This is a genomic window from Aliikangiella coralliicola, from assembly GCF_007004725.1.
Lineage (GTDB): Bacteria > Pseudomonadota > Gammaproteobacteria > Enterobacterales > Kangiellaceae > Aliikangiella > Aliikangiella coralliicola.
Map to the genome: position 1 here is coordinate 178,083 of NZ_ML660161.1, position 19,020 is coordinate 197,102.

Annotated in this window: 11 protein-coding genes; 8 read left to right on the plus strand and 3 right to left on the minus strand. The window is 42.0% G+C overall.

Going from position 1 to position 19,020, the window contains the following annotated elements:
• Positions 1-68: 68 nt before the first annotated feature.
• On the minus strand, positions 69-3,131 hold the full coding sequence (locus FLL46_RS03770; RefSeq protein WP_142892108.1) for a putative Ig domain-containing protein: 3,063 nt from the start codon (positions 3,129-3,131) through the stop codon (positions 69-71).
• 664 nt (positions 3,132-3,795) lie between these two features.
• Here FLL46_RS03770 and FLL46_RS03775 point away from each other — a divergent pair.
• Both FLL46_RS03775 and FLL46_RS03780 read left to right on the plus strand, forming a co-directional pair.
• Positions 3,796-3,987 carry an acetyltransferase gene (locus FLL46_RS03775; RefSeq protein WP_142892109.1) on the plus strand — a complete coding sequence of 64 codons (192 nt, stop codon included), beginning with the start codon at positions 3,796-3,798 and terminating at the stop codon, positions 3,985-3,987.
• Between the two features lie 100 nt (positions 3,988-4,087).
• Positions 4,088-4,309, plus strand: coding sequence for an acetyltransferase (locus tag FLL46_RS03780; RefSeq protein WP_142892110.1), 222 nt, complete (start codon positions 4,088-4,090; stop codon positions 4,307-4,309).
• A gap of 115 nt (positions 4,310-4,424) precedes the next feature.
• On the opposite strand, the gene FLL46_RS03785 is transcribed toward FLL46_RS03780, so the two are convergent.
• A complete protein-coding gene (locus tag FLL46_RS03785; protein WP_142892111.1) occupies positions 4,425-4,976 on the minus strand; it encodes a hypothetical protein in 552 nt (183 codons plus the stop codon).
• Between the two features lie 322 nt (positions 4,977-5,298).
• On the opposite strand from FLL46_RS03785, the gene rhlP reads away from it, so the two are divergent.
• The 6 genes from rhlP to FLL46_RS03815 all read left to right on the plus strand — a co-directional run bounded on the left by rhlP (position 5,299) and on the right by FLL46_RS03815 (position 18,325).
• Positions 5,299-6,141 carry a rhombotarget lipoprotein gene (rhlP, locus tag FLL46_RS03790; protein WP_142892112.1) on the plus strand — a complete coding sequence of 281 codons (843 nt, stop codon included), beginning with the start codon at positions 5,299-5,301 and terminating at the stop codon, positions 6,139-6,141.
• Between the two features lie 355 nt (positions 6,142-6,496).
• A complete protein-coding gene (locus tag FLL46_RS03795) occupies positions 6,497-11,140 on the plus strand; it encodes a carboxypeptidase regulatory-like domain-containing protein (RefSeq protein WP_142892113.1) in 4,644 nt (1,547 codons plus the stop codon).
• Positions 11,141-11,311: 171 nt separating this feature from the next.
• Positions 11,312-11,890 (plus strand): hypothetical protein, encoded by a 579-nt coding sequence (locus FLL46_RS03800; RefSeq protein WP_142892114.1) that lies wholly within the window; start codon positions 11,312-11,314, stop codon positions 11,888-11,890.
• A 588-nt stretch (positions 11,891-12,478) separates the two neighbouring features.
• Positions 12,479-17,041 (plus strand): Calx-beta domain-containing protein, encoded by a 4,563-nt coding sequence (locus FLL46_RS03805; protein ID WP_142892115.1) that lies wholly within the window; start codon positions 12,479-12,481, stop codon positions 17,039-17,041.
• A gap of 126 nt (positions 17,042-17,167) precedes the next feature.
• Positions 17,168-17,749, plus strand: coding sequence for a porin (locus FLL46_RS03810; protein ID WP_142892116.1), 582 nt, complete (start codon positions 17,168-17,170; stop codon positions 17,747-17,749).
• A gap of 183 nt (positions 17,750-17,932) precedes the next feature.
• Positions 17,933-18,325 (plus strand): hypothetical protein, encoded by a 393-nt coding sequence (locus FLL46_RS03815; protein ID WP_142892117.1) that lies wholly within the window; start codon positions 17,933-17,935, stop codon positions 18,323-18,325.
• 29 nt (positions 18,326-18,354) lie between these two features.
• Here FLL46_RS03815 and FLL46_RS03820 read toward each other — a convergent pair whose 3' ends face one another.
• On the minus strand, positions 18,355-19,005 hold the full coding sequence (locus FLL46_RS03820; RefSeq protein WP_142892118.1) for a YceH family protein: 651 nt from the start codon (positions 19,003-19,005) through the stop codon (positions 18,355-18,357).
• Positions 19,006-19,020 lie beyond the last annotated feature (15 nt).

Consider the following 19,020-nt stretch of genomic DNA (forward strand, 5'->3'; position numbering starts at 1 on the left):
CTATTGGTTTCTGCTTATGCAATGGTGCCTGCAAAACAGGCACCTTCGATTTTCATACAAATGGCTGATTAGCGTTTCAAATAACGCACACCAACCATTAGTAGTAAAAAGGATAATAAGAAGTTCAAAGAACCACCACCTCCACCAGATTTTGAACTAACCGTGATTTTAAACGAGGCATGCGATTCTGCTCCTTCGCTGTCTGTGGCAGTAATGACAAACGAGTGACTCCCACTATCGGAAATTTTCCCTGATAGACTTCCCGTAGAAAGACTTAATCCCGAGGGCAATCCTTGTGCTAAAAAGGTTGCTGGATTATTTTCAGGATCAATGAACAAACTATTTAAATCGATATTGACTTGTTCATCAACAGTAACCGTTATCGACGATGAACCCGATATTTTCGGCGCACCGTTAACAATGAAATTAACGGTTTCAGTTTTGTTGGCTCCTCGCTCATCTGTTGCAGTTACTTCAAGTCCAATTTCTCCATGGTTACTAAAATTCCCAACCAAAGTACCATTAGATAAGACTTCGAGAGTAGCTTCACTGCCTAAGCTCAGAACAAAATAGTCACCTTCAACGTCATCGTATAATGTCGATATATCGAGTGTGATTAATGCATTTTCATTCACAGCAATGGTATTCGTGGGATCTTTTAGTGTCGGTGCAAAATTATAATTGAGATCAAACGTAAACTTCGATTCCAACACACTATCGCTTGCGTTAATCGTGGCTTGATCAAAAGTTTCAATTGAGCCGTCAAATTCAATCGAAAATTTCTCTTCTCCGATTGATAAACTGGGTGGTAGTTCCAACTCAGTGAAATTGACTATGTCGCCATCCAGATCTTCAATAAAATCAGCTAATTCATGAGACTGTTGTTGTCCTTCATTCAAAGTAATTGAATGAACATTATCATTTGTCCATACTGGCGCTCTGTTTAAGTCGATATTTCCAATTAAACTCCAGCTATAGTTGGATTGATACCAAATCTTTTTTCCATCGAAACTCGCATTTTGAAAGTTAATTCGGCTTACCGGTAATTTGGTGTCGCTAAAAGATATTCTATCAGCGAAAGTCAGTGCGCCTTTCTCTTGATTAAACTTGTAAACATCGAAGTAAGTATCATATGAAAAAAGTATATGCCTTTCATCCAGGTTAATCGTTGAACTTGGTGAACGGGCTAATGGTGATATTGTCAATAGTTCGAGCTGACCATCGTTTAATTCAAATGCGAAGACATTGTCACCCTGAATATAGAGCTGTTTATTACCAACTTTTACTACTTTTCCGTTAGAACCAAGTCCGTGAATGTGTGTAGGTTCCGCCGCTGGTGTGATTTCACCATCGTTGATTGATAGTTGATACAAGTGGTCACTGTTATTTTGCAGCAGAAAAATTTCATCTTCCAGGGAAATAAAATCAACCGTATCAGAAATCCCTTCGTACCCTGCAACTAGGTCTACTAAATATTCTTTAAAAATAAGTGTGGAGTCTACCAATTCAAACACTGCGAGACGATCATAATTTGTTTTTGCGATCAGGTATTTGTTGTCAATCCATGTAAGTACTAGCTTGTTATTTGCAGAGAGGATCGAAAGCGTTTCATCATTTGATGTTGTATATTGTTCTTCTGTCAAAACAGTTAATTTTCGCGTCGTTTGGTCATAGTTGACGACGAGATACCGGTGAGGCTCAATAACCAGGTAAGTTGAATCATCCAGTTTGAAATGCGATGAATAGCCGTAATAGTAAGTATTGTTTTCGAGCGTTATTGCATCAACCAGCTCAAATTTCTTCGACTGACTGGTACTTATCAAGTTGAGTGAGTTCGAATGAGCCGTGAAAAACATATTCTCATCAACGGGAACGAAATAATTCCCCAACTTTTTGGTAATATGCTCTTCTTCTATGCTCGTTGTCCCGGCGTAGTTGAGGGTGTAGTCATTATTGAGTGTTATAATGCCGTAGTCGCGATCGTAGCTCAGTCTGACCAGAAATTTATCACTATCCAGCCCTTTTACAAATCTAAACGAATAAGAGCCTGTAAGCGCGTTAATGTCGGTGGATGACTTATGGCTAAAATTACCGTTATCATCGTAACTGAACACTTCAAAAGTGCGTGGATAGCCGCTAGAAGTAAAGCTAAGGGTGTGTTCTTTAAGCGTGATAAAGCTTGAACTTAAGTTATTAAACGCTGCATTTTTAGTGGTATTAACTAATGGTGTCAGGTTGCCCGATTCATCAATTTCAATGATTGTTAATCCACTATATCCTAAAATGAGAAGATGACCTGTTTTAGCATTATATTGTGCAGTACTAATTTGGCTTGATATTTCACTGTTATTACAGGTAATGGAGTCAACTAACCCAATGGTTCCATCCTCTTTTAACTGATAAGCTTCAACGCAGTTACGGTCAGACGCATAGTAATTGCTATAAACAATTGCCAGTATTTGATGTTCGGCGTTAATTGATGCATTGATTACTGAGTAGTCGGTGGCTCTGTCTCCGCTATGGCTTAAATTAAGTTCGCCGTTTTCGGCATTCACACTAAATACAGCCATACTCTGGTTATTTTCACCTAGCACTATTAGTTGGCTAGAGTCACTTGAAAGATGCAACTGAGCGCCATGATACCAGTAACCGCTGATAACATTTTCCAACGTCTGAGCTAGTTCTAGCCCGCTTTCTTTAATGTTATAGCGGTGCAGGTTAATTTTTCGGCTGCCTGTCTCAGGCTCTCTGGTGTAAACAAGCAAATAAAGTGAATTGTCGTCACTGCTTAGTTTGGCTTCTTCAATTTCGGTATTGTGCAGACCAATTTCGCTGGTTGTGAATTCTTCTTTTATTTTAATTGCGTCCCCATCAAGTATGTCTAGTAGAGAAATTGTGCCAGATGTGAAGCTAACAAGTCGTTTGTTTCCCTGAGAGAAGTTATTAGCGTTAAGCAAGGTCGGCAATTGGAATTTGTCAGACTCAAGTGTTAACGGAATATCGGCCTCGTAGTTAGTTTTCGCACTGATGTCACTCGTGATCTCTTCAAAATCGTATTTTGGTTGAATGGACGCGAAAACCGTCGAAGATAGTGATAAACAGGCTATCCCTAAAATTACTTTTAATCTCATTAAAAATTTCCTCTTTAAAATTCTGGAGTTAATCCATTTTCCTGGTGTTACAGGTGGTTGCTGATAAACTGGGTAGATTGTCTGTTAAATAGTGTTTTTGCAGATAGCACAAATCGGACAATCACTAATAAAAATCGGACATTTTGAGCTCAGAAATTAAGTTGGCTGATAAATCCTCGCCAAATATCAATACCCATCGTCCGCAAGGCAAAATCCAGAAATTCGCGAAAATATCAGATTAATACCTCTTTAGGGCTGCCCTTTTAATTTTTTAGGCTTAGTGATTGCGTCATTAATAAGAGTGGAATGTATAGTGGTAAGGCGTAAATGAACTTCCCTTTCTTAACATCACATACAACTTTTAATGTGTAATCTGGTAATTATTAGTGCTCCTACCAGTCTAAAACGGATGTGATTCTATTTTTATATTGCTAATGCAGCATTTTGTGTATTTTTATTTTGGAATTGTCAGAATTCAGGGTGGCTGATTTGTATAAGATTTTGTCTTAATGGATTGAAATATTTGGCTAATTTAATAGGGAATTTTGCTTTTTTTAATTAAAGAAACTATAAACATTAGAAGATTTATATCTGCTCTCTATATTAACCTGATAAATATTGTTTTTTAGGCGAAATAACGGCATGTTAGAGGGTGGGAGGAAATATGTTTCTTAAAGAAAAATACAGCGGTCACTTAGTTGAAGTGATTGATACTGGTGAGTTGTTTGACCCAGAAAAACTGTCATTACGCGGAAAGTACCAAATCGGTGAAGATGATCAGGATGAAGAAGTATTCTCAAAAACAAATTTAGAGTTTATGTCGGGTGAAGCACTTCCACGCTGTTGGTTAAATTGACTTCGATATTGCTTTTAAAGCAATTGTACTTTTTGTGAAAAAATTAAGCTGGTTAGAATAAAACAGAGGGTTGAACGCATTCTACTTTCCGGAGGATAAGATGCTATTAAAGGAAAAGTCGAGCGGTAATTTGGTTGAAGTTTTGTATTTAAGTGAGTTGTTCAGTTTATACGAAGAAGAACTACAAGGAAGGTATCAGGTGGGTGATGAAGTTTTGGTAACTGAATCATTTAAAAAGTCTGATTTGGCTTTTTCATCGGGAGAAGAACTACCTAAATGTTGGACTGATCCTCAATATCGGGCCAAAGAGCTTGAACTGTAGACAATAAAACATCGTTTACTCATAGCGCGGATATCGCGCCTGAAATTTTACTACCTTCAGAAATAGCACCAAGAGTTGGGCTTTGTTTCTTCACTTTTTGCTGTTAATTTCCAGTTTAAAAGCAGGTTTCGAGTAAAGAGTTCTGCTTTAATGGAATTCGGTTTGTCGAAGTATTACCCTGCGACTTGACGCTTTGAGTAGGCTCCGCTACTGGTTGCAATTCATAGACTTCCATCTCACAAGCCGAGTTAAAAATCACTTCATAGTGGGTATTTGCAATTGGAACAAATGCGTGAGACTGGTAATAACAAATATCAGTGCTGCTATCTTCCAAAAGTTTAGACAGGGATGCAGTCAAGGTGAGTGGCAGCTGAGCTGAAACCTGAACCTCCCTTACTATGGGCGTGCCATCGTTTATTTCCTGATGAAGTAGTACGCCTTGGTAGTTTTTATGACTGGTTGTTAGTGGCGGATTGACAGGGCATTGCAGCGTATCAAATGCCTCAACTGACAGTATGCGCCGTGATGCCGTTGCCGCCGGGGCTACAAAGCGAATTGTTGCGGCAGTATGTTCTGCTGGCACCTCATAGTTTTGGATCCCAATTGAACAAGCACTGAGACCACAAATACCAAAAACGCCAATAATGTAGTTGTAATTTCTGGTCATGGCTTTTCTTTAATTGATAACATAGCTGATCTCAATTTCACTTACTCTTTCAGGATACTTTACTCTAATTCACTTAATTGAATATGAACGAATTAGCATAATGCATTTTGTTTAATGTTGAGCTGTAAATCTTAGCTAGAATTCGGGCTCCTGTTTCAAAATTAGTTGTCAGTGAAAACAAACACCAGAGGGAGTATCAGATTTTGCGACTGTCAGTGGTTTTTTATTATTCTTTCCTGTTTCATTTTGAGTCAATTTGAGTAGATCGCTACTCTCCATTTCAGAACAATTTTCTATCAATTACAGGTAGCGAGTTGCTTAGATGAAACTATATGGAGAGCAAATCATGCGCCGAATATCACTGATTATCATCATTAGTAGTTTGTTTTTAACGGGTTGTTTATCCCATTCACGACAAGGTGTTTCCAGTAATCTTGTAAATTATCTCTACCCAGATGGAAAAAGACCTGATCACTCCAGCGATCAAATTCCCCATTTAAAATTGCCGCTTAGAGTCGGTATCGCATTTGTGCCGGAAACTCGCAGAGATATCGAGTTTTCGCTGACAGAGGCAGAAAAACACGATTTATTGGCTAAAGTTGCCGCGCAATTTAAAGGGCGAGCTTATATTGAGTCTCTCGACATAATCCCCGAACTTTATTTAAGACAGGGAAAAGGCTTCAATACACTGTCACAGATTGCCGCGCTCCATGATCTTGATGTGATGGCGCTAGTCTCCTATGACCAGGTTTCAATTACCGAGGAAAACTCCTTATCACTGGCATACTGGACAATTGTCGGTGCTTTCATCGTTCCCGGTGAGACCACTCAATCTCAAACTTTTGTAGACACTGCTGTGTTTGACGTAGCGACTAAAAAACTGTTGTTTAGAGCCCCTGGCGCGAACAGTCAAGACAGCAGCCACAATGCACTCGGTCAAATTAAGAAAAAACGCCGGCTTCAGATGAAAACTTTTAACGTTGCCGTCGAGCAAATGACCAAGAATCTAGACAAAGAACTAAGTGAGTTTCGTGCGAGAGTTAAAGAAGAAAAAATAGCAACGGTTAGCTACAAAAAAGGTTATTCCGGCGGAGGAAGTTCTAGCTGGTTTGGCTTAATTTTTCTCCTGTTATTAGTTCGCTTTTCTCGCCAAAAAAATTCCTGACAAATACCACTCAATTTTCTTCAAGCCCCGGATTATTGGGGCTTTAGAGAGTATATTTAGCTCTGATAGATAAAAGTTATAACAGCTGATTTTGGCTTATTTATTTATCTCTTCTGGTAAATATTGCATATCCAACCCAGTGTCGGTAGTGATAGTATCAAGGGTTCTCTGAAAGCTCCGTCTCGTATATTAAGAAGGATTTTCGATAGATGCATTTCAGGTTTTAATTTTAGGGTATTGCCGATTAGATCGTAGTTTTGCTAATCTCGCGATTTCGATAGTCGGCGTAAAGAGCGGTTGGGACGTGAAGTGAAGCTGCTTGGATTAAAAAATAACTATTCTATGGATTACAATAATGCGTAACAGAAGTCACATTCAACCACTTTCGGGTTCTTTTGCTTCAACTTTATTGGTTGCTATTTTCGCCATCTCTGGATTGTTTAGCTCAGCAGTCAGCGCAAAAAATGAACCTGCACCTGAAGTCAGCAAAGCGCTGCATCGGCATGCGACCAAACCACTTACGGAAATGGCCAAAACAATCGGGGAAATTAATCCTTCACGTAAGCGGAAACTTCAGGCGCGAGGTGAGAAAGTGCCTGGTGATGGCAGTGATTATGCTATCCCAAATCAGCCTTTTCCATTTAAGCTAAATAACCGGCATCGACAAAAATCGCAAAATTCGCAAAAAGATGGTGCCAGACAATCGAAGGCCGCCGCTAAAGTTATTCCAGACCCAATTGTTAGCTTTCCTGGTATACCCAATGTAATGGCTGCTGTTCCGCCCGATACTAACGGTGATGTTGGTCCTAATCACTATGTTCAGAGTGTTAATACTGCGCTGGCTGTTTGGGATAAGCAAGGCAATCAGTTATTAGCACCTGTGGCGCTTAATTCGCTATGGAGCGGTTTAGGTGGGTTGTGTGAGTCTACTAACCGCGGTGATCCAATTGTTCTTTATGATTCTATGGCTGATCGCTGGCTAATTAGCCAGTTCGCCTTTAATGACGCGATGACTGATAACCGCCAGTGTATCGCGATTTCCCAAACGCCAGATCCAACTCAAGCTTATTACGTTTATGATTTTGAGTTCGACAATGTAAAGTTTAACGATTATCCGAAGTTCGGCGTGTGGCAAGACGGCTACTACATGAGCGTTAACCAGTTTATTGGCAATAACTATGCGAATGTGGCTGTTGTCGCTTACGAGCGAGAAGCCATGCTAAATGGTGCTTCGGCGCAACAAGTCAAAATTGACCTGACGGAATCATTCCCCAAACTATTTTCAATTTTACCAGCGGATCACGATGGTGTTATTCCAGCACCGGCCGACTCACCCAATTATTTCTTTGCCGTTCTTGATGACTGGTTTCATGAAGTTCCGGCGGATGTTATTCAGGTATTCAAATTTGTGGTCGACTGGGAAAACCCTGCTAGTTCAACGTTCACTATGGCACAGGAAATGCCGATCGCCGCGATGGACATGAATATTGAGACTTCAGAGATTGTGCAACCTAACGGTGTAACGCTCGATTCTTTAAGAGGTTATGCGATGTACCGCCTGGCCTATCGAAATATGGGCGATTATGGTGCTTTGGTTGTTAACCATAATGTGGACGCTGATAGCGCGGGCCAGGCTGGCATTCGTTGGTATGAAGTGCGAATCGACAATAGTTCTGGTGACATCTCATTAAATCAGCAAGGCACTTTCGCGCCAAGTGATGGCGTTGATCGATGGATGGGCAGTATTGCCATGGACGCAGTTGGTAATATTGCTGTTGGTTACAACGCAACCAGCAACCAGCTTCATCCATCTGTTTATTACACTGGTCGACTTTCAACTGATCCTGCAGGTGAACTTTCGCAGGGCGAAGGCGTTATCGTTGCTGGAACTGGTTCTCAGGGTAATGTAAATCGAAGTCGCTGGGCTGACTATAGTAGTTTAAGTGTTGATCCTTCTGACGATTGTACTTTCTGGTACACCAATGAATACTATAAAGCTGCTGACGACAACACGACTAATTGGGCAACGCAAATTGGTAGTTTCAAATTCCCCAACTGTACTGCGCTGCCTACCGGTTTTGTATCTGGTAAAGTGATTGACGCGACGACTGAGCAACCTGTTGTTAATGTCCGTGTCACTGCTGGTGCATTGGCAACTCATACTGACGCTGATGGTAACTACTCACTTCGCCTTCCTGTTGATAGTTATGAATTAACTTATGATAGTTATTGGTATCAAGCGAGTAGCGTCAGTAATGTGGCTGTCGCAGAAAATGAAACAACAGTTCGTGACATTACACTGAATAAAGCACCGACTATCGCTGTGACTGGCAAAATTACTGACGGAAGCGGTCAGGGCTGGCCCCTTTATGCGAAAATTGAGATTGATATTCCCAATAATCAAGATCTCGATATTTATTCCGATCCCTTTACCGGCCAGTACACCGTCGATCTAGTGCCCAATATTGCTGTGCCTTTTATAATTGATTCTCAAGTGATTGGCTATGCTGAAAAAACTGAGACAATTACACCTGCTGGCGATGCGCCTGTAACGCAAGACTTTGATTTAAAAATAAATGTTAATGCCTGTAACGCGCCAGGCTATAAAAGCAATGGTCTATTCCAGAATTTTGACGGCGATTTCATTGCCGATGGTTGGCAAAGTGTTGATGAGAATAGTAGCGGGCAGTCGTGGGGCAGCACTACGTCTGGCCGAGATAACGTCACTGGTGGTGAAGGCGAAGCAGCACTGATCGATAGCGATGCTGCAGGTAGCGTGACCATTGATACTTCGTTAGTTTCACCAACGCTGGCTGTCGCCAGTCTTAATGGAACTACATTGAGCTATCTGGCTAATTTCCAAACTTCTTCAGCCAAAGACAATTTTGACCTGGATATTCGCACCGATGACAGCGAGCGCTGGCAGAACATTATTGCCTGGACAGGTAATCATGGAGAGTTTGCTGGCCCGGGTGAACTCGTTAATCTGGATATTGCTTCACACCTTGATGGTGTCACCAATTTTCAATTGAGATGGCACTATTACAATGCTGACGATGAATGGTTTGCCCAGGTAGATGATGTTTCACTTGGCCACACCTGCGTCACTGATGGAGCTGGTTCATTGGTGGCTGGTTATATTACTGACGCTAACACCGATGGAGCCGTTGTCGGGGCGACAATTAACGCGAAAGGTAAAGCAACTTCACAATCAACCAGCGGAGATTCAGCCGTTGCTGACGGAATATATTTTGTTTTCGCTGATCAAAATACAACCGAAATGAGTGTGACCAGTAGTAACTATGCGGATGTTTCAACAGATGTCAGCCCTGTCGCTGGTACCTTAGTTCGAAAAGACATTCAGTTATCAGCCGCGCTAATCGAAATCGCACCTAATCCGATAGAAGTCAGCGTAGCCGCGGGTCGTATTTCAGAACAAACGATTACTATTACCAATAGCGGTAGCGCCACCGGTACATACAGTATCAGTGAAATCAACGCTGCGCCGGATTCTGCTGCCATCAGTCAACTCGGCCGATTCGACGTAGGATTGCGTTATAGCGGGCCAAAAGATATGTTGAAGTTAAATGCCGGCCATATCAGGGATTATCGACCGCCTTATGTGGCACCTATGGCCCCTGGGGATGCCACTGAAATGATTGATGTAGGGAGAACTGGTTTTGCCTTTGGGGTTGGGGTCGATCAACACCGTGATAGTCTTTGGTTCGGTAGCGTTAGTGCACTTGATCTTGGTGGTGATGATCACATTCACCGTTATCAGCTAGATGGCGTTAAGACAGACGACACTATCGATGCGTCTTCTATTCTTGACACCGATAATGGTTTTGTCGGAGACCTCGCATTTAACTCTCGCACTAACATGCTGTGGATTAGTGAAGTCGATGACGAGTTTTGCATTCATGAAATTAACCCAGAATCACTAGCATTTACTGGCAATAAAATTTGTCCAGAAGGGCTTTCCGTGAGTCAACAAGGGCTGGCTTATGACCCTGTTACTGACACTTTTTTCAGCGGCTCATGGAGCGATTCTGTTGTGCATCGGTTTAGCACACAGGGTGAATTATTAAGCTCGATTAACACTGGTTTAGCTGTTGCCGGTTTAGCCTATAATCCAGCGTCGGAACGCTTGTATGTCAGCGTCAATGCGGAAGCGCCCGAGCTTGATGTTGCTATTTTGAATGTTTCTGATTATTCCGTTGTTGGTGGATTTAATGTTCTTTACGATCTTGATGAAGATGGTACTGCAGAAGATGCCATGGACGATTTGGCTCAAGGAGGATTGTCAATTAACTGCGATGGTTCGATCTGGATGGTTGAGCAAAGTAAAAAACTCGCTTTTAAAATTGATACCGATGAGCCCGGTGCCTGTTTGTGGGGAGAAGTGTCGTGGTTGGGGGCATCAGCTTCTGGAGAACTTGCAGCCGAAGCCAACGAAGAAAAGAGTATCGTACTTAATTCTTCAGAGGTTGAAGTAGGGACTTATCAAGCACAGTTGTTGGTGGATAATAATTCACCCTATGGAAGCTTTACTGTCCCTGTCACACTGAACGTCACCGCCCCTCAATATGGAACGCTCCAATTTTTAGTGACTAATGCTGAAGTCGACGAAGAACAAAATCTAGAAATAACGGTCGAACGAACCGGTGGTGCAGACTTTGCTGTTAGCGTTGACTACACCACAGTTGACGGTACGGCTGTAGCGGGGACTGAGTACACTGAAACCTCTGGAACGCTTAATTGGGTAGATCTGGATGGTGAAGCAAAAATCATTACTGTGCCGATTACAACGGTTGATAGCAATAAGTCATTTTCAGTTGAGTTATCGAACGTTCAGGGCGGTGCGGTTTTAGGTGAAAATACTAAAATCACACTGGCAGTCAAAGACAAACCAAAAGGAAGTGGTGGGCTCGGTTTCGTTGCAATTAGTTTGCTTATCGCCATTGGAGTATTCAGAAGACGAATGCTTCATAAAAACTAGAACATAGAATAATTGGATTGTAGGTTGGGTTAGCTGAGCTTATTTTCATTCAGTGTAACCCAACCAAAAAGTTCAGCGTTTTAAAATTCACGTTGAATCTGGTATCGAATAAAAATAAATTATTAGTGAAAGACATTGGCTTTCACTGTTTTTAGAAAAGGAAATAAATAAATGATAAAAAAGTTTTTTTGGGGCGCCTGTGCATTAATGTCGTTTAGCGCAATGGCTGAAAGACCTTCGTTCACTTTTGTTGAAGTCGGTCAAACAGAACTAGAGCACGAGGTGGTTGACGGTGATTTTACTGGCTACGATTTTGAAATTAGTTATGAGTTAAAAGACTTCTTTTACCTGTCTGGAAAAGTTATTTCAACGAGTGATGGAGATCTGAAAAACGAAACCAAATCAATTGGTATTGGTTATCAAGAACTCATTTTTACTGACACTGTCATGTACATTCAAGCTGACGCTGTTGGCGTCGTATTTACCAGACCAAATGCCGGTGAATTTGATGAGCAAGGTAATCAGTTTACTATTGGTCTTAAAAGTAACGTCACCGACTGGTTTGAAGTTGATGTCGCCGTTAAGCGATTAGATGCAGGTGAAGTTGATGCGACCTTTGGTGATTATCGAATCGATTATGGTTTTGTGGGTTTAAACTTTAAAGTATTTGATGAGTTTTCTATTTATGCCAATTATCAGGAAGAGTCTGATAGCAAACGACAGTCTGTTGGATTCCGGTACGACTTTTAACTCAAAATAAACCTTATTAAGTCTATATTGACAGAGTGCCTAGTATTAGGCGTCTTGAACTGGACACTCTGTCTTCGACCCTCTCGCGGTAGAAAAAAATCACATCACACAAAGCTAGTTTGACGCGTTTCGATCAAGTTAAAACTTCTAACGGCAATTGACTGCTCAAGTCGATATTGCTATCGCTTCCATTCATTTTATTGGTACTGCATTAACAACTCGAATCCTTAAATTCAATTAGGTTTTATAAGGCCAGTTGGGGGTAAATGCAATCCGATTATTAGTTTGTTTTGTAAGGTTTTTAAGACCTAAATTTAGCGTTTATTTTTTACCGATTTAATTTTTTATAACATCGTAATGTTTTTTGCTAAATTATTGATTTTTGAGATGTTTTTCTATTTGATGAATAAAAAACATGAATAAAAAGTCAAGCTGATAGTTCAAAAAATTATCGGTAATAGTAACGGGTGGTCCGGTAAATATTACCCATTAAATTAGATATTCCTAATGATAGCATCCGTTACGTCTGCGCAGAGTTTACAGACAATGGACTTATATAAAAGAAACTATCAATAGGAAAATCAAATAATGAAAAAAGTGACAACAATTGGACTTGTTGCTTTAAGTAGCGTTTCAATATTTGCTAACGCAACAGATAATGTCAGCATCAAAAAAAGTGTGACAATGTCTGCACCAGTTAAGGTTTCAGAGCCTTTAAGGGAACTAGCAAAACCTCTACCTACTTTAAGTAAAGAGAGAAAATTCAAGTTAACATCTGCAGGAAAAGAAGTACCCGGATACGACAAAGTTTGGGAAGTTCCAAATCGTTTCCCTTTTAAAGATAAAGATTACAAATTGCCGGAAGGATTCGTTGATCCTGTCGCGCAAACTAGCTTAAAGAAAAGTAAATTTAAACGACAGGCACCAGAGCTTGGTGTCAGTTTTGATGGCGTTGGTAATGTTACCGGTGCTGTTCCACCAGATACAAACGGTGACGTTGGTCCTAACCATTATGTTCAAACGGTGAATGTTGCTTTAGCGATTTGGGATAAAGAAGGAAACCAGCTAATGGCACCTGCCGCCGTCAACTCTCTTTGGAGTGGATTCGGGGGAATTTGTGAAACCAACAACAACGGTGATCCAATCGTACTTTATGATGGTGCTGCTGATCGTTGGATGATTAGCCAGTTCGCGCTTAATGGTACAGATAACCACCAGTGTATAGCGGTTTCTACAACCGGCGATCCAACCGGTTCTTACTATCTTTATGATTTTGCCTATGGCGAACTCATGAATGACTACCCGCATTTTGGCGTGTGGACGGACGGTTACTACATGGGAGTTAACCAGTTTGATTCAACGGCTGGTTTCGCCTGGTCTGGTGGTGGTGTTGTTGCTTATGAGCGTGAAAAGATGCTCATTGGTGCGCCAGCACAACAGGTCAAGTTTGATATGAACGGTGCTACGCCAACAGTTTATACGCCGATGCCGCTTGATATCGATGGCATTACGCCGCCTCCAGCTGACGCTAACCAATATTTTATCTGGTCTAGCGGAGATTCTGGTGAACTTGATCGACTGCATGTTTGGGAATTTGATGTTGATTGGGATAACACCAGTGCTTCAACCTTTACACCGGTTCAAACGGTGAGCGTTACGCCATACGGCGGCGCGCCGGCAATTACTCAGCCGAACGGGCAGGCACTTGATTCGTTGAGCATTCGTTCAATGTTTAGAGCGGCATACCGAAACTTGAACGGCCAGGGTAAGATTGTCTTCACTCATAATGTTGCTGCACCGGCTGGTCAGGGTGAAACTGCCCTGCGTTGGTATGAGATCGATGTTGATCAATCTCAAGGAACTGTCGCAGTTGCGAATGAAGGTACTTTTGCTCCAGACACTAATTCTCGATGGATGGGAAGTGGTGCCATGGATGTTAATGGAAATGTTGCTTTTGGCTATAGCATTGCGAGCAGTGCAATGGTGCCATCGATTGCTGCTGCTACTCGATTAGCAACCGATCCAGCTAACACGTTAACTGACGAAATCATGCTTCACAATGGTGAAGGTTCTCAGTCTGGCGCGAGTCGATGGGGAGACTACTCAAGTTTGAGTATTGACCCTGAAGACGATTGTACTTTCTGGTTTACCACCGAATACTACAAGACTGACGACGATGGTTCGACTGCATGGTCTACCAGAATTTCTTCTTTTAAAATTCCAACCTGTAGCTCAGGCCCGCGCGGTGAGCTTACCGGTAAAGTAACAGACACGACCTCTGGTGAGGCGATTGCAAACGCAACTATCACAATCGGGCTTTTCACTACAAAAACTGATTCTGAAGGGAACTACAGGGTTACGTTACCTGTTGGAGACTATGATGTTTCCGGCTCAAAATATGGTTGGGTTACTTCTACTGCTGCTGCTTCAACGGTGACAGAAGATGAGACGGTTACTAATAATATTACACTAGAAGGTGCTACACCTGTGGTTGTTTCTGGTAAGGTATCTGATGGTGGCGGCCATGGTAATTCTCTATATGCGAAAGTTTCAGTTCGTGTTCCTGGAGATACCCTCAGTACCTATACCAATCCTGAAACGGGTGCGTACTCAATTTCGTTATTTGAAGGAACAACTGTCAGTTTCAGCGCTGAAGAAATCAGAGTGGGTGGATATCTAAAGTCTGAATCAACTGACGTATTACCAACTAACGAAACGAATGCTCAAAAAGATCACACCGGCGTTAACTTTGAATTAACACCTAATTCAAACTGTACTGCACCGGGTTATGCGTTCGATTCTGTTGACGGTTTTTACGAAGGCTTTGATGTTTTCCCTGCAGCTGGTTGGACTGTCACTGATCATTCAGGTGAAGGTGTAGTCTGGTCTTCATATGTTGGTTCTGGCAGAAATATTTCCGGTGCGCAAGGTGAAGCGGCATTTGCTGACTCTGACGCAGCGGGCCCAGGAGTTAATGCTGACACATCGCTTGTTTCTCCAGTGATTAACGTCGTTGACCGTGAGAATTATATTCTTGAGTTTGATGGATACCTCGCAACCTGGACTGGTCAGGATGATGTTGATATTGATGTGAATGTTGATTCCGCCGGTTGGACAAATGTTGGCAAACTAAGTAAAAGTGCTTCGCTTGATAGCTATGCATTAGACATCACTGATTTGTTAACAGGGGCGACAAGCTTCCAGGTTAGATTCCGTTACTACAATGCTAACTGGGAGTTCTACACTTTAATTGATAATGTCCGATTTATCGCACGTACCTGTAATATGGTTGCGGGCTCAATGCTTACTGGTTACGTTACAGATGCAAATACAGGCACAGCTATTAATGGCGCGTCTATTTCGATTGACGGAAATGCGGTAACCGCTTCTGTTGCAACAAGCGAAGACGAAGCAATTAATGACGGTTTGTTCCAGGTTTTTGTTTCAGATAGTGCGACTAGTATTGAAGTGGCAAAAGAAAAATATGTCACGGCCACACCAACTTCAGCGGATATCGCGTTGGCGACACCTGTCAGTTTGAATGCCGGCATGATAAATACTGATGAAGTCACTTTTGGTGTAACTGAAGGACGAGCTCTTGACAACTCAACGCTGACAATCAGCAATGTTGGAACCGCCGATGCATCGGTATCTGACTTATTGCTGATTAAGGGTGGTCAAAATAACCTGATTCACGGACCTTTCCATCCTTCTACTCGTCACTTTGGACCAAAGGATTTGAACAATCTTGATACGGCGAAAATTCGCCACTTCCCAGACCATAAATTGGCAGAAATCAAATCTGTTGAAGCAAGCAGTGTCTTCGCAACGGATCTTACCTACGGCTGGAGTATTTCAAGAAACCGTACAACGGGTGAATTCTGGGTTGGTGATCTACAAGCCGGTGGTGCTCTTGCTGATGCTGTGTGGAAGTTCGATGCAGACGGAACGCGAACAACGACAAATGTTGCTGTTGGTTGGGGTGGTTCATTCCACGCGGGTTCTGCATTTAATCAACGTACCGGATCACTTTGGATTGTTAATGTTGGCGGTGACAACTGTATCCATGAAGTTGATATTGAAGCGTTAGAAGATACTGGCAATACTATTTGTCCAGCCTTCGGTACTTCACAACGTGGATTAGCCTACGATCCAATAACCGATACTTTCTACTCAGGTTCCTGGAACGATGGAATTATTCATCAGTTCACTATGGACGGCACAATTATTCGTTCCGTTAATGTTGGACTTTCAGTTGCTGGTTTAGCTTACAACGCTGAAACTGGACATTTATTTGTCAGTATCAACAATGCCGGTGACAACTACGATGTGGTAGCTGTTGATGCGATGACTGAAGGTATGGACATGCTAGGTGGTATCGACGTTCAGTTCGACTTAGATGGTGATGGTTACCCCGGTAACTTAATTACTAGTCAGGCTGGTCTTGATATCGATTGCGACGGTAACTTATGGATTGTTGATCAAGCACAACAATTAGTCATCGGTTTTGCATCTGGAGAAACTGGTGCGTGCGAATGGAACAATGTTCCGTGGATGACCGCTGCGTCGATCGACCCTGTGACTCTTGCTGCAAGCGAGACTGCAGAGTCTGCATTGACCTTCGACGTTGCGAATCTAGCCGCAGGTGATTATGAGGCTACCATCGCTTTCAAACATGATACGCCTTACAGTGTAAGTGCGATTCCGTTGAAAGTAACAGTGAATGAGCCAAGCTACGGTACTGCGCAATTTGCAGTGACTCATGTTGATGTCGATGAAGAAAAAAATGCGGTACTTTCAGTTGAGCGTGTTGATGGTTCTGATTACGCAGTTAGTGTTGACTTTAACACTATCGATGGTTCCGCTATTGCCGGCGCTGATTACACTGCAACTTCAGGGACTTTGAACTGGGCTGATGGAGATACAGCAGCGAAGACAATTAGCGTTCCCACCTCGGCACTTGATGTACATAAAACATTTACTGTTATCTTGTCTAATCCTCAAGGCGGTGCGGCAGTTGGTGCCAAAACAGCGGCAACTGTAACTATTATCGACCAGCCAAAAAGCGGTAGTGGTTCGTTTGGGGCTCCTTTACTCATGTTGTTTGTTTTGACAACACTTTTCAGAAGAAGAAAAGTGAGCGTTAAATAAAGCATATTGGGTAAATTCTTTGGGGAGAATTTCTCCCCATTGAATTTTGTTATTACTAAACAGGTATTAACCGAAACGAAAGTGGTATGCGCTTTCGTTTCACTATTAACAAAAGGAAAACTAGCGATGAATAAAAAAATTCTGATCGCTGCGACACTATCGGCGCTGTCTTTCGGGGCGAACGCAGAGCTACCATCATTCAATTTTGTTGAAGTTGGAACGACTACTCAAGAACACGATGCAGTTGGTGGCGATCTGGGAGGATTTGAATTAGCCGGTTGTTACGAGTTTGACCAAAGTCTTTATCTAGCTGGAAGTCACGTATTAACCAGTGATCGAGGACTCGACCTGAGTACTTCGTCATTGGGAATTGGTTACCAGTATGGTATTGCAGACAGCACGTTGCTATATACGCAGTTAGACTGGGCCAGAGTTGTGATGGAGCGAGATAATGCGGGTAAGTTTGATGAACCAGGTTATCAACTGAGTGTTGGTGTGCGTAGTCAGGTTGCTGATTCGGTTGAGCTTCAAGCTGCAATAAAGCATTTAGATGCGGGTGAAGTTGATCCTACTTTTGGTGATTACAATCCAACTTTTGTTGTATTGGGTGCTAACTATCAATTTGATAACGATATGGCGGTTTATGCCGGTTATGAAAATGAATCGGATAGTGATCGTTATTCCATTGGATTTCGATACGAGTTTTAATTTGATAGTAAAGTTCGCTTAGTGTCGATGCATTTTGCGTCGACATTGACTACGCTGAATTATCAAGATAAGTCAGCGTAGACTATTCAATTATTAGCCCTTTTCTCAACATGTTTCGTTATAATAGAAATAGCTAACATCAACGTATCTGAATGATTTGTCAGATTTGGGTCAATAGTCTTTATGAAAAAAATTCTCACTGTTGTAACTGTTTCTCTATTGTTTGTGATAGGTTGTTCTGTGACCGATCAAAATAAAGAGCAGGCTGAAAACGCCAATCAAACTATGTCTGAAAAAAAAGACGACAAAACTGCTGAAACGCCTGCCAAGTCGGTGACTACTGATGATCAGGCTACGCCGCAAAATCAGACTGATCAACCACAAGTGTCCACCTCAAGCTCGCAAACCTCCAGACCCTTATCTGAGTCTTCTGGTAACGCTAAAGACAATAAGTTTGATGAGCTTTATGTTGTGCCGAATCGTTTTCCTCTAAAGGATAAAGAAGGGCAAGATAAAGAAGAGCAAAAGAAAAAAGTAGAAGAGGACAGCAAAAAAGAAAAGAAACCGCCTCAATAATTTTTGCGAAAATCAAAAAGACAAAGGAGCTAAGATAGCTCCTGAAGTTTCTCTCTAAGTTCATCAATTTCCATTTGCATTAAAGCCACCTGTTCCTCCAGTGCGCTGAGTCTATCAGAATCTTGTACGGAACTGCCTGTAGATTCTGGTTCGGCGATTTGAGCGACACTCTCTTCCTGGTCACCGAACAAATGAGCGTACCGGGATTCTCTCCGGCCTGGCTCCCGCGGCAATTTGACCACATAGGGACCATTATCAGATTCGCTCAGTTTGTTAAGCAATGCCTCAGTTTCTTGCACGTTATCAAACTGGCACAATCGATTGGTGCGAGTACGTAATTCTCCGGGAGTTTGAGGTCCGCGCAAAAATAGCACGCAGATGACTCCGAGCTCTTGAGCTGAAAATTGCAGATCACTAAATTCAGTGTTACAGAATCGGTGTTTATATTTCGGTACACGGCTTGAGGCACCTGATTGGTTCATGATCAACCGTTTTTCATTTAACGAATCAAGGGTTTCCTGTACCTCCGTTTCTGAAAGAGATAGCACTGGATCTCGGTTACTTTTCTGATTACAGGCATTGGTCAGTGAGTTAAGGGAAAGGGGATACTGGTCTGGCGTGGTTATTGATTTTTCGATCAGACAGCCGATAACTCGAGTTTCTAATTGTGATAGTTGCATTGATATGATCTCACT

Excerpts from the sequence above, each read along its gene's own strand:
- FLL46_RS03770 (WP_142892108.1), bottom strand. The coding sequence starts at position 3,131 with ATGAGATTAAAAGTAATTTTAGGGATAGCCTGTTTATCACTATCTTCG.
- FLL46_RS03775 (WP_142892109.1), top strand. The coding sequence starts at position 3,796 with ATGTTTCTTAAAGAAAAATACAGCGGTCACTTAGTTGAAGTGATTGAT.
- FLL46_RS03780 (WP_142892110.1), top strand. The coding sequence starts at position 4,088 with ATGCTATTAAAGGAAAAGTCGAGCGGTAATTTGGTTGAAGTTTTGTAT.
- FLL46_RS03785 (WP_142892111.1), bottom strand. The coding sequence starts at position 4,976 with ATGACCAGAAATTACAACTACATTATTGGCGTTTTTGGTATTTGTGGT.
- rhlP (WP_142892112.1), top strand. The coding sequence starts at position 5,299 with ATGAAACTATATGGAGAGCAAATCATGCGCCGAATATCACTGATTATC.
- FLL46_RS03795 (WP_142892113.1), top strand. The coding sequence starts at position 6,497 with ATGCGTAACAGAAGTCACATTCAACCACTTTCGGGTTCTTTTGCTTCA.
- FLL46_RS03800 (WP_142892114.1), top strand. The coding sequence starts at position 11,312 with ATGATAAAAAAGTTTTTTTGGGGCGCCTGTGCATTAATGTCGTTTAGC.
- FLL46_RS03805 (WP_142892115.1), top strand. The coding sequence starts at position 12,479 with ATGAAAAAAGTGACAACAATTGGACTTGTTGCTTTAAGTAGCGTTTCA.
- FLL46_RS03810 (WP_142892116.1), top strand. The coding sequence starts at position 17,168 with ATGAATAAAAAAATTCTGATCGCTGCGACACTATCGGCGCTGTCTTTC.
- FLL46_RS03815 (WP_142892117.1), top strand. The coding sequence starts at position 17,933 with ATGAAAAAAATTCTCACTGTTGTAACTGTTTCTCTATTGTTTGTGATA.
- FLL46_RS03820 (WP_142892118.1), bottom strand. The coding sequence starts at position 19,005 with ATGCAACTATCACAATTAGAAACTCGAGTTATCGGCTGTCTGATCGAA.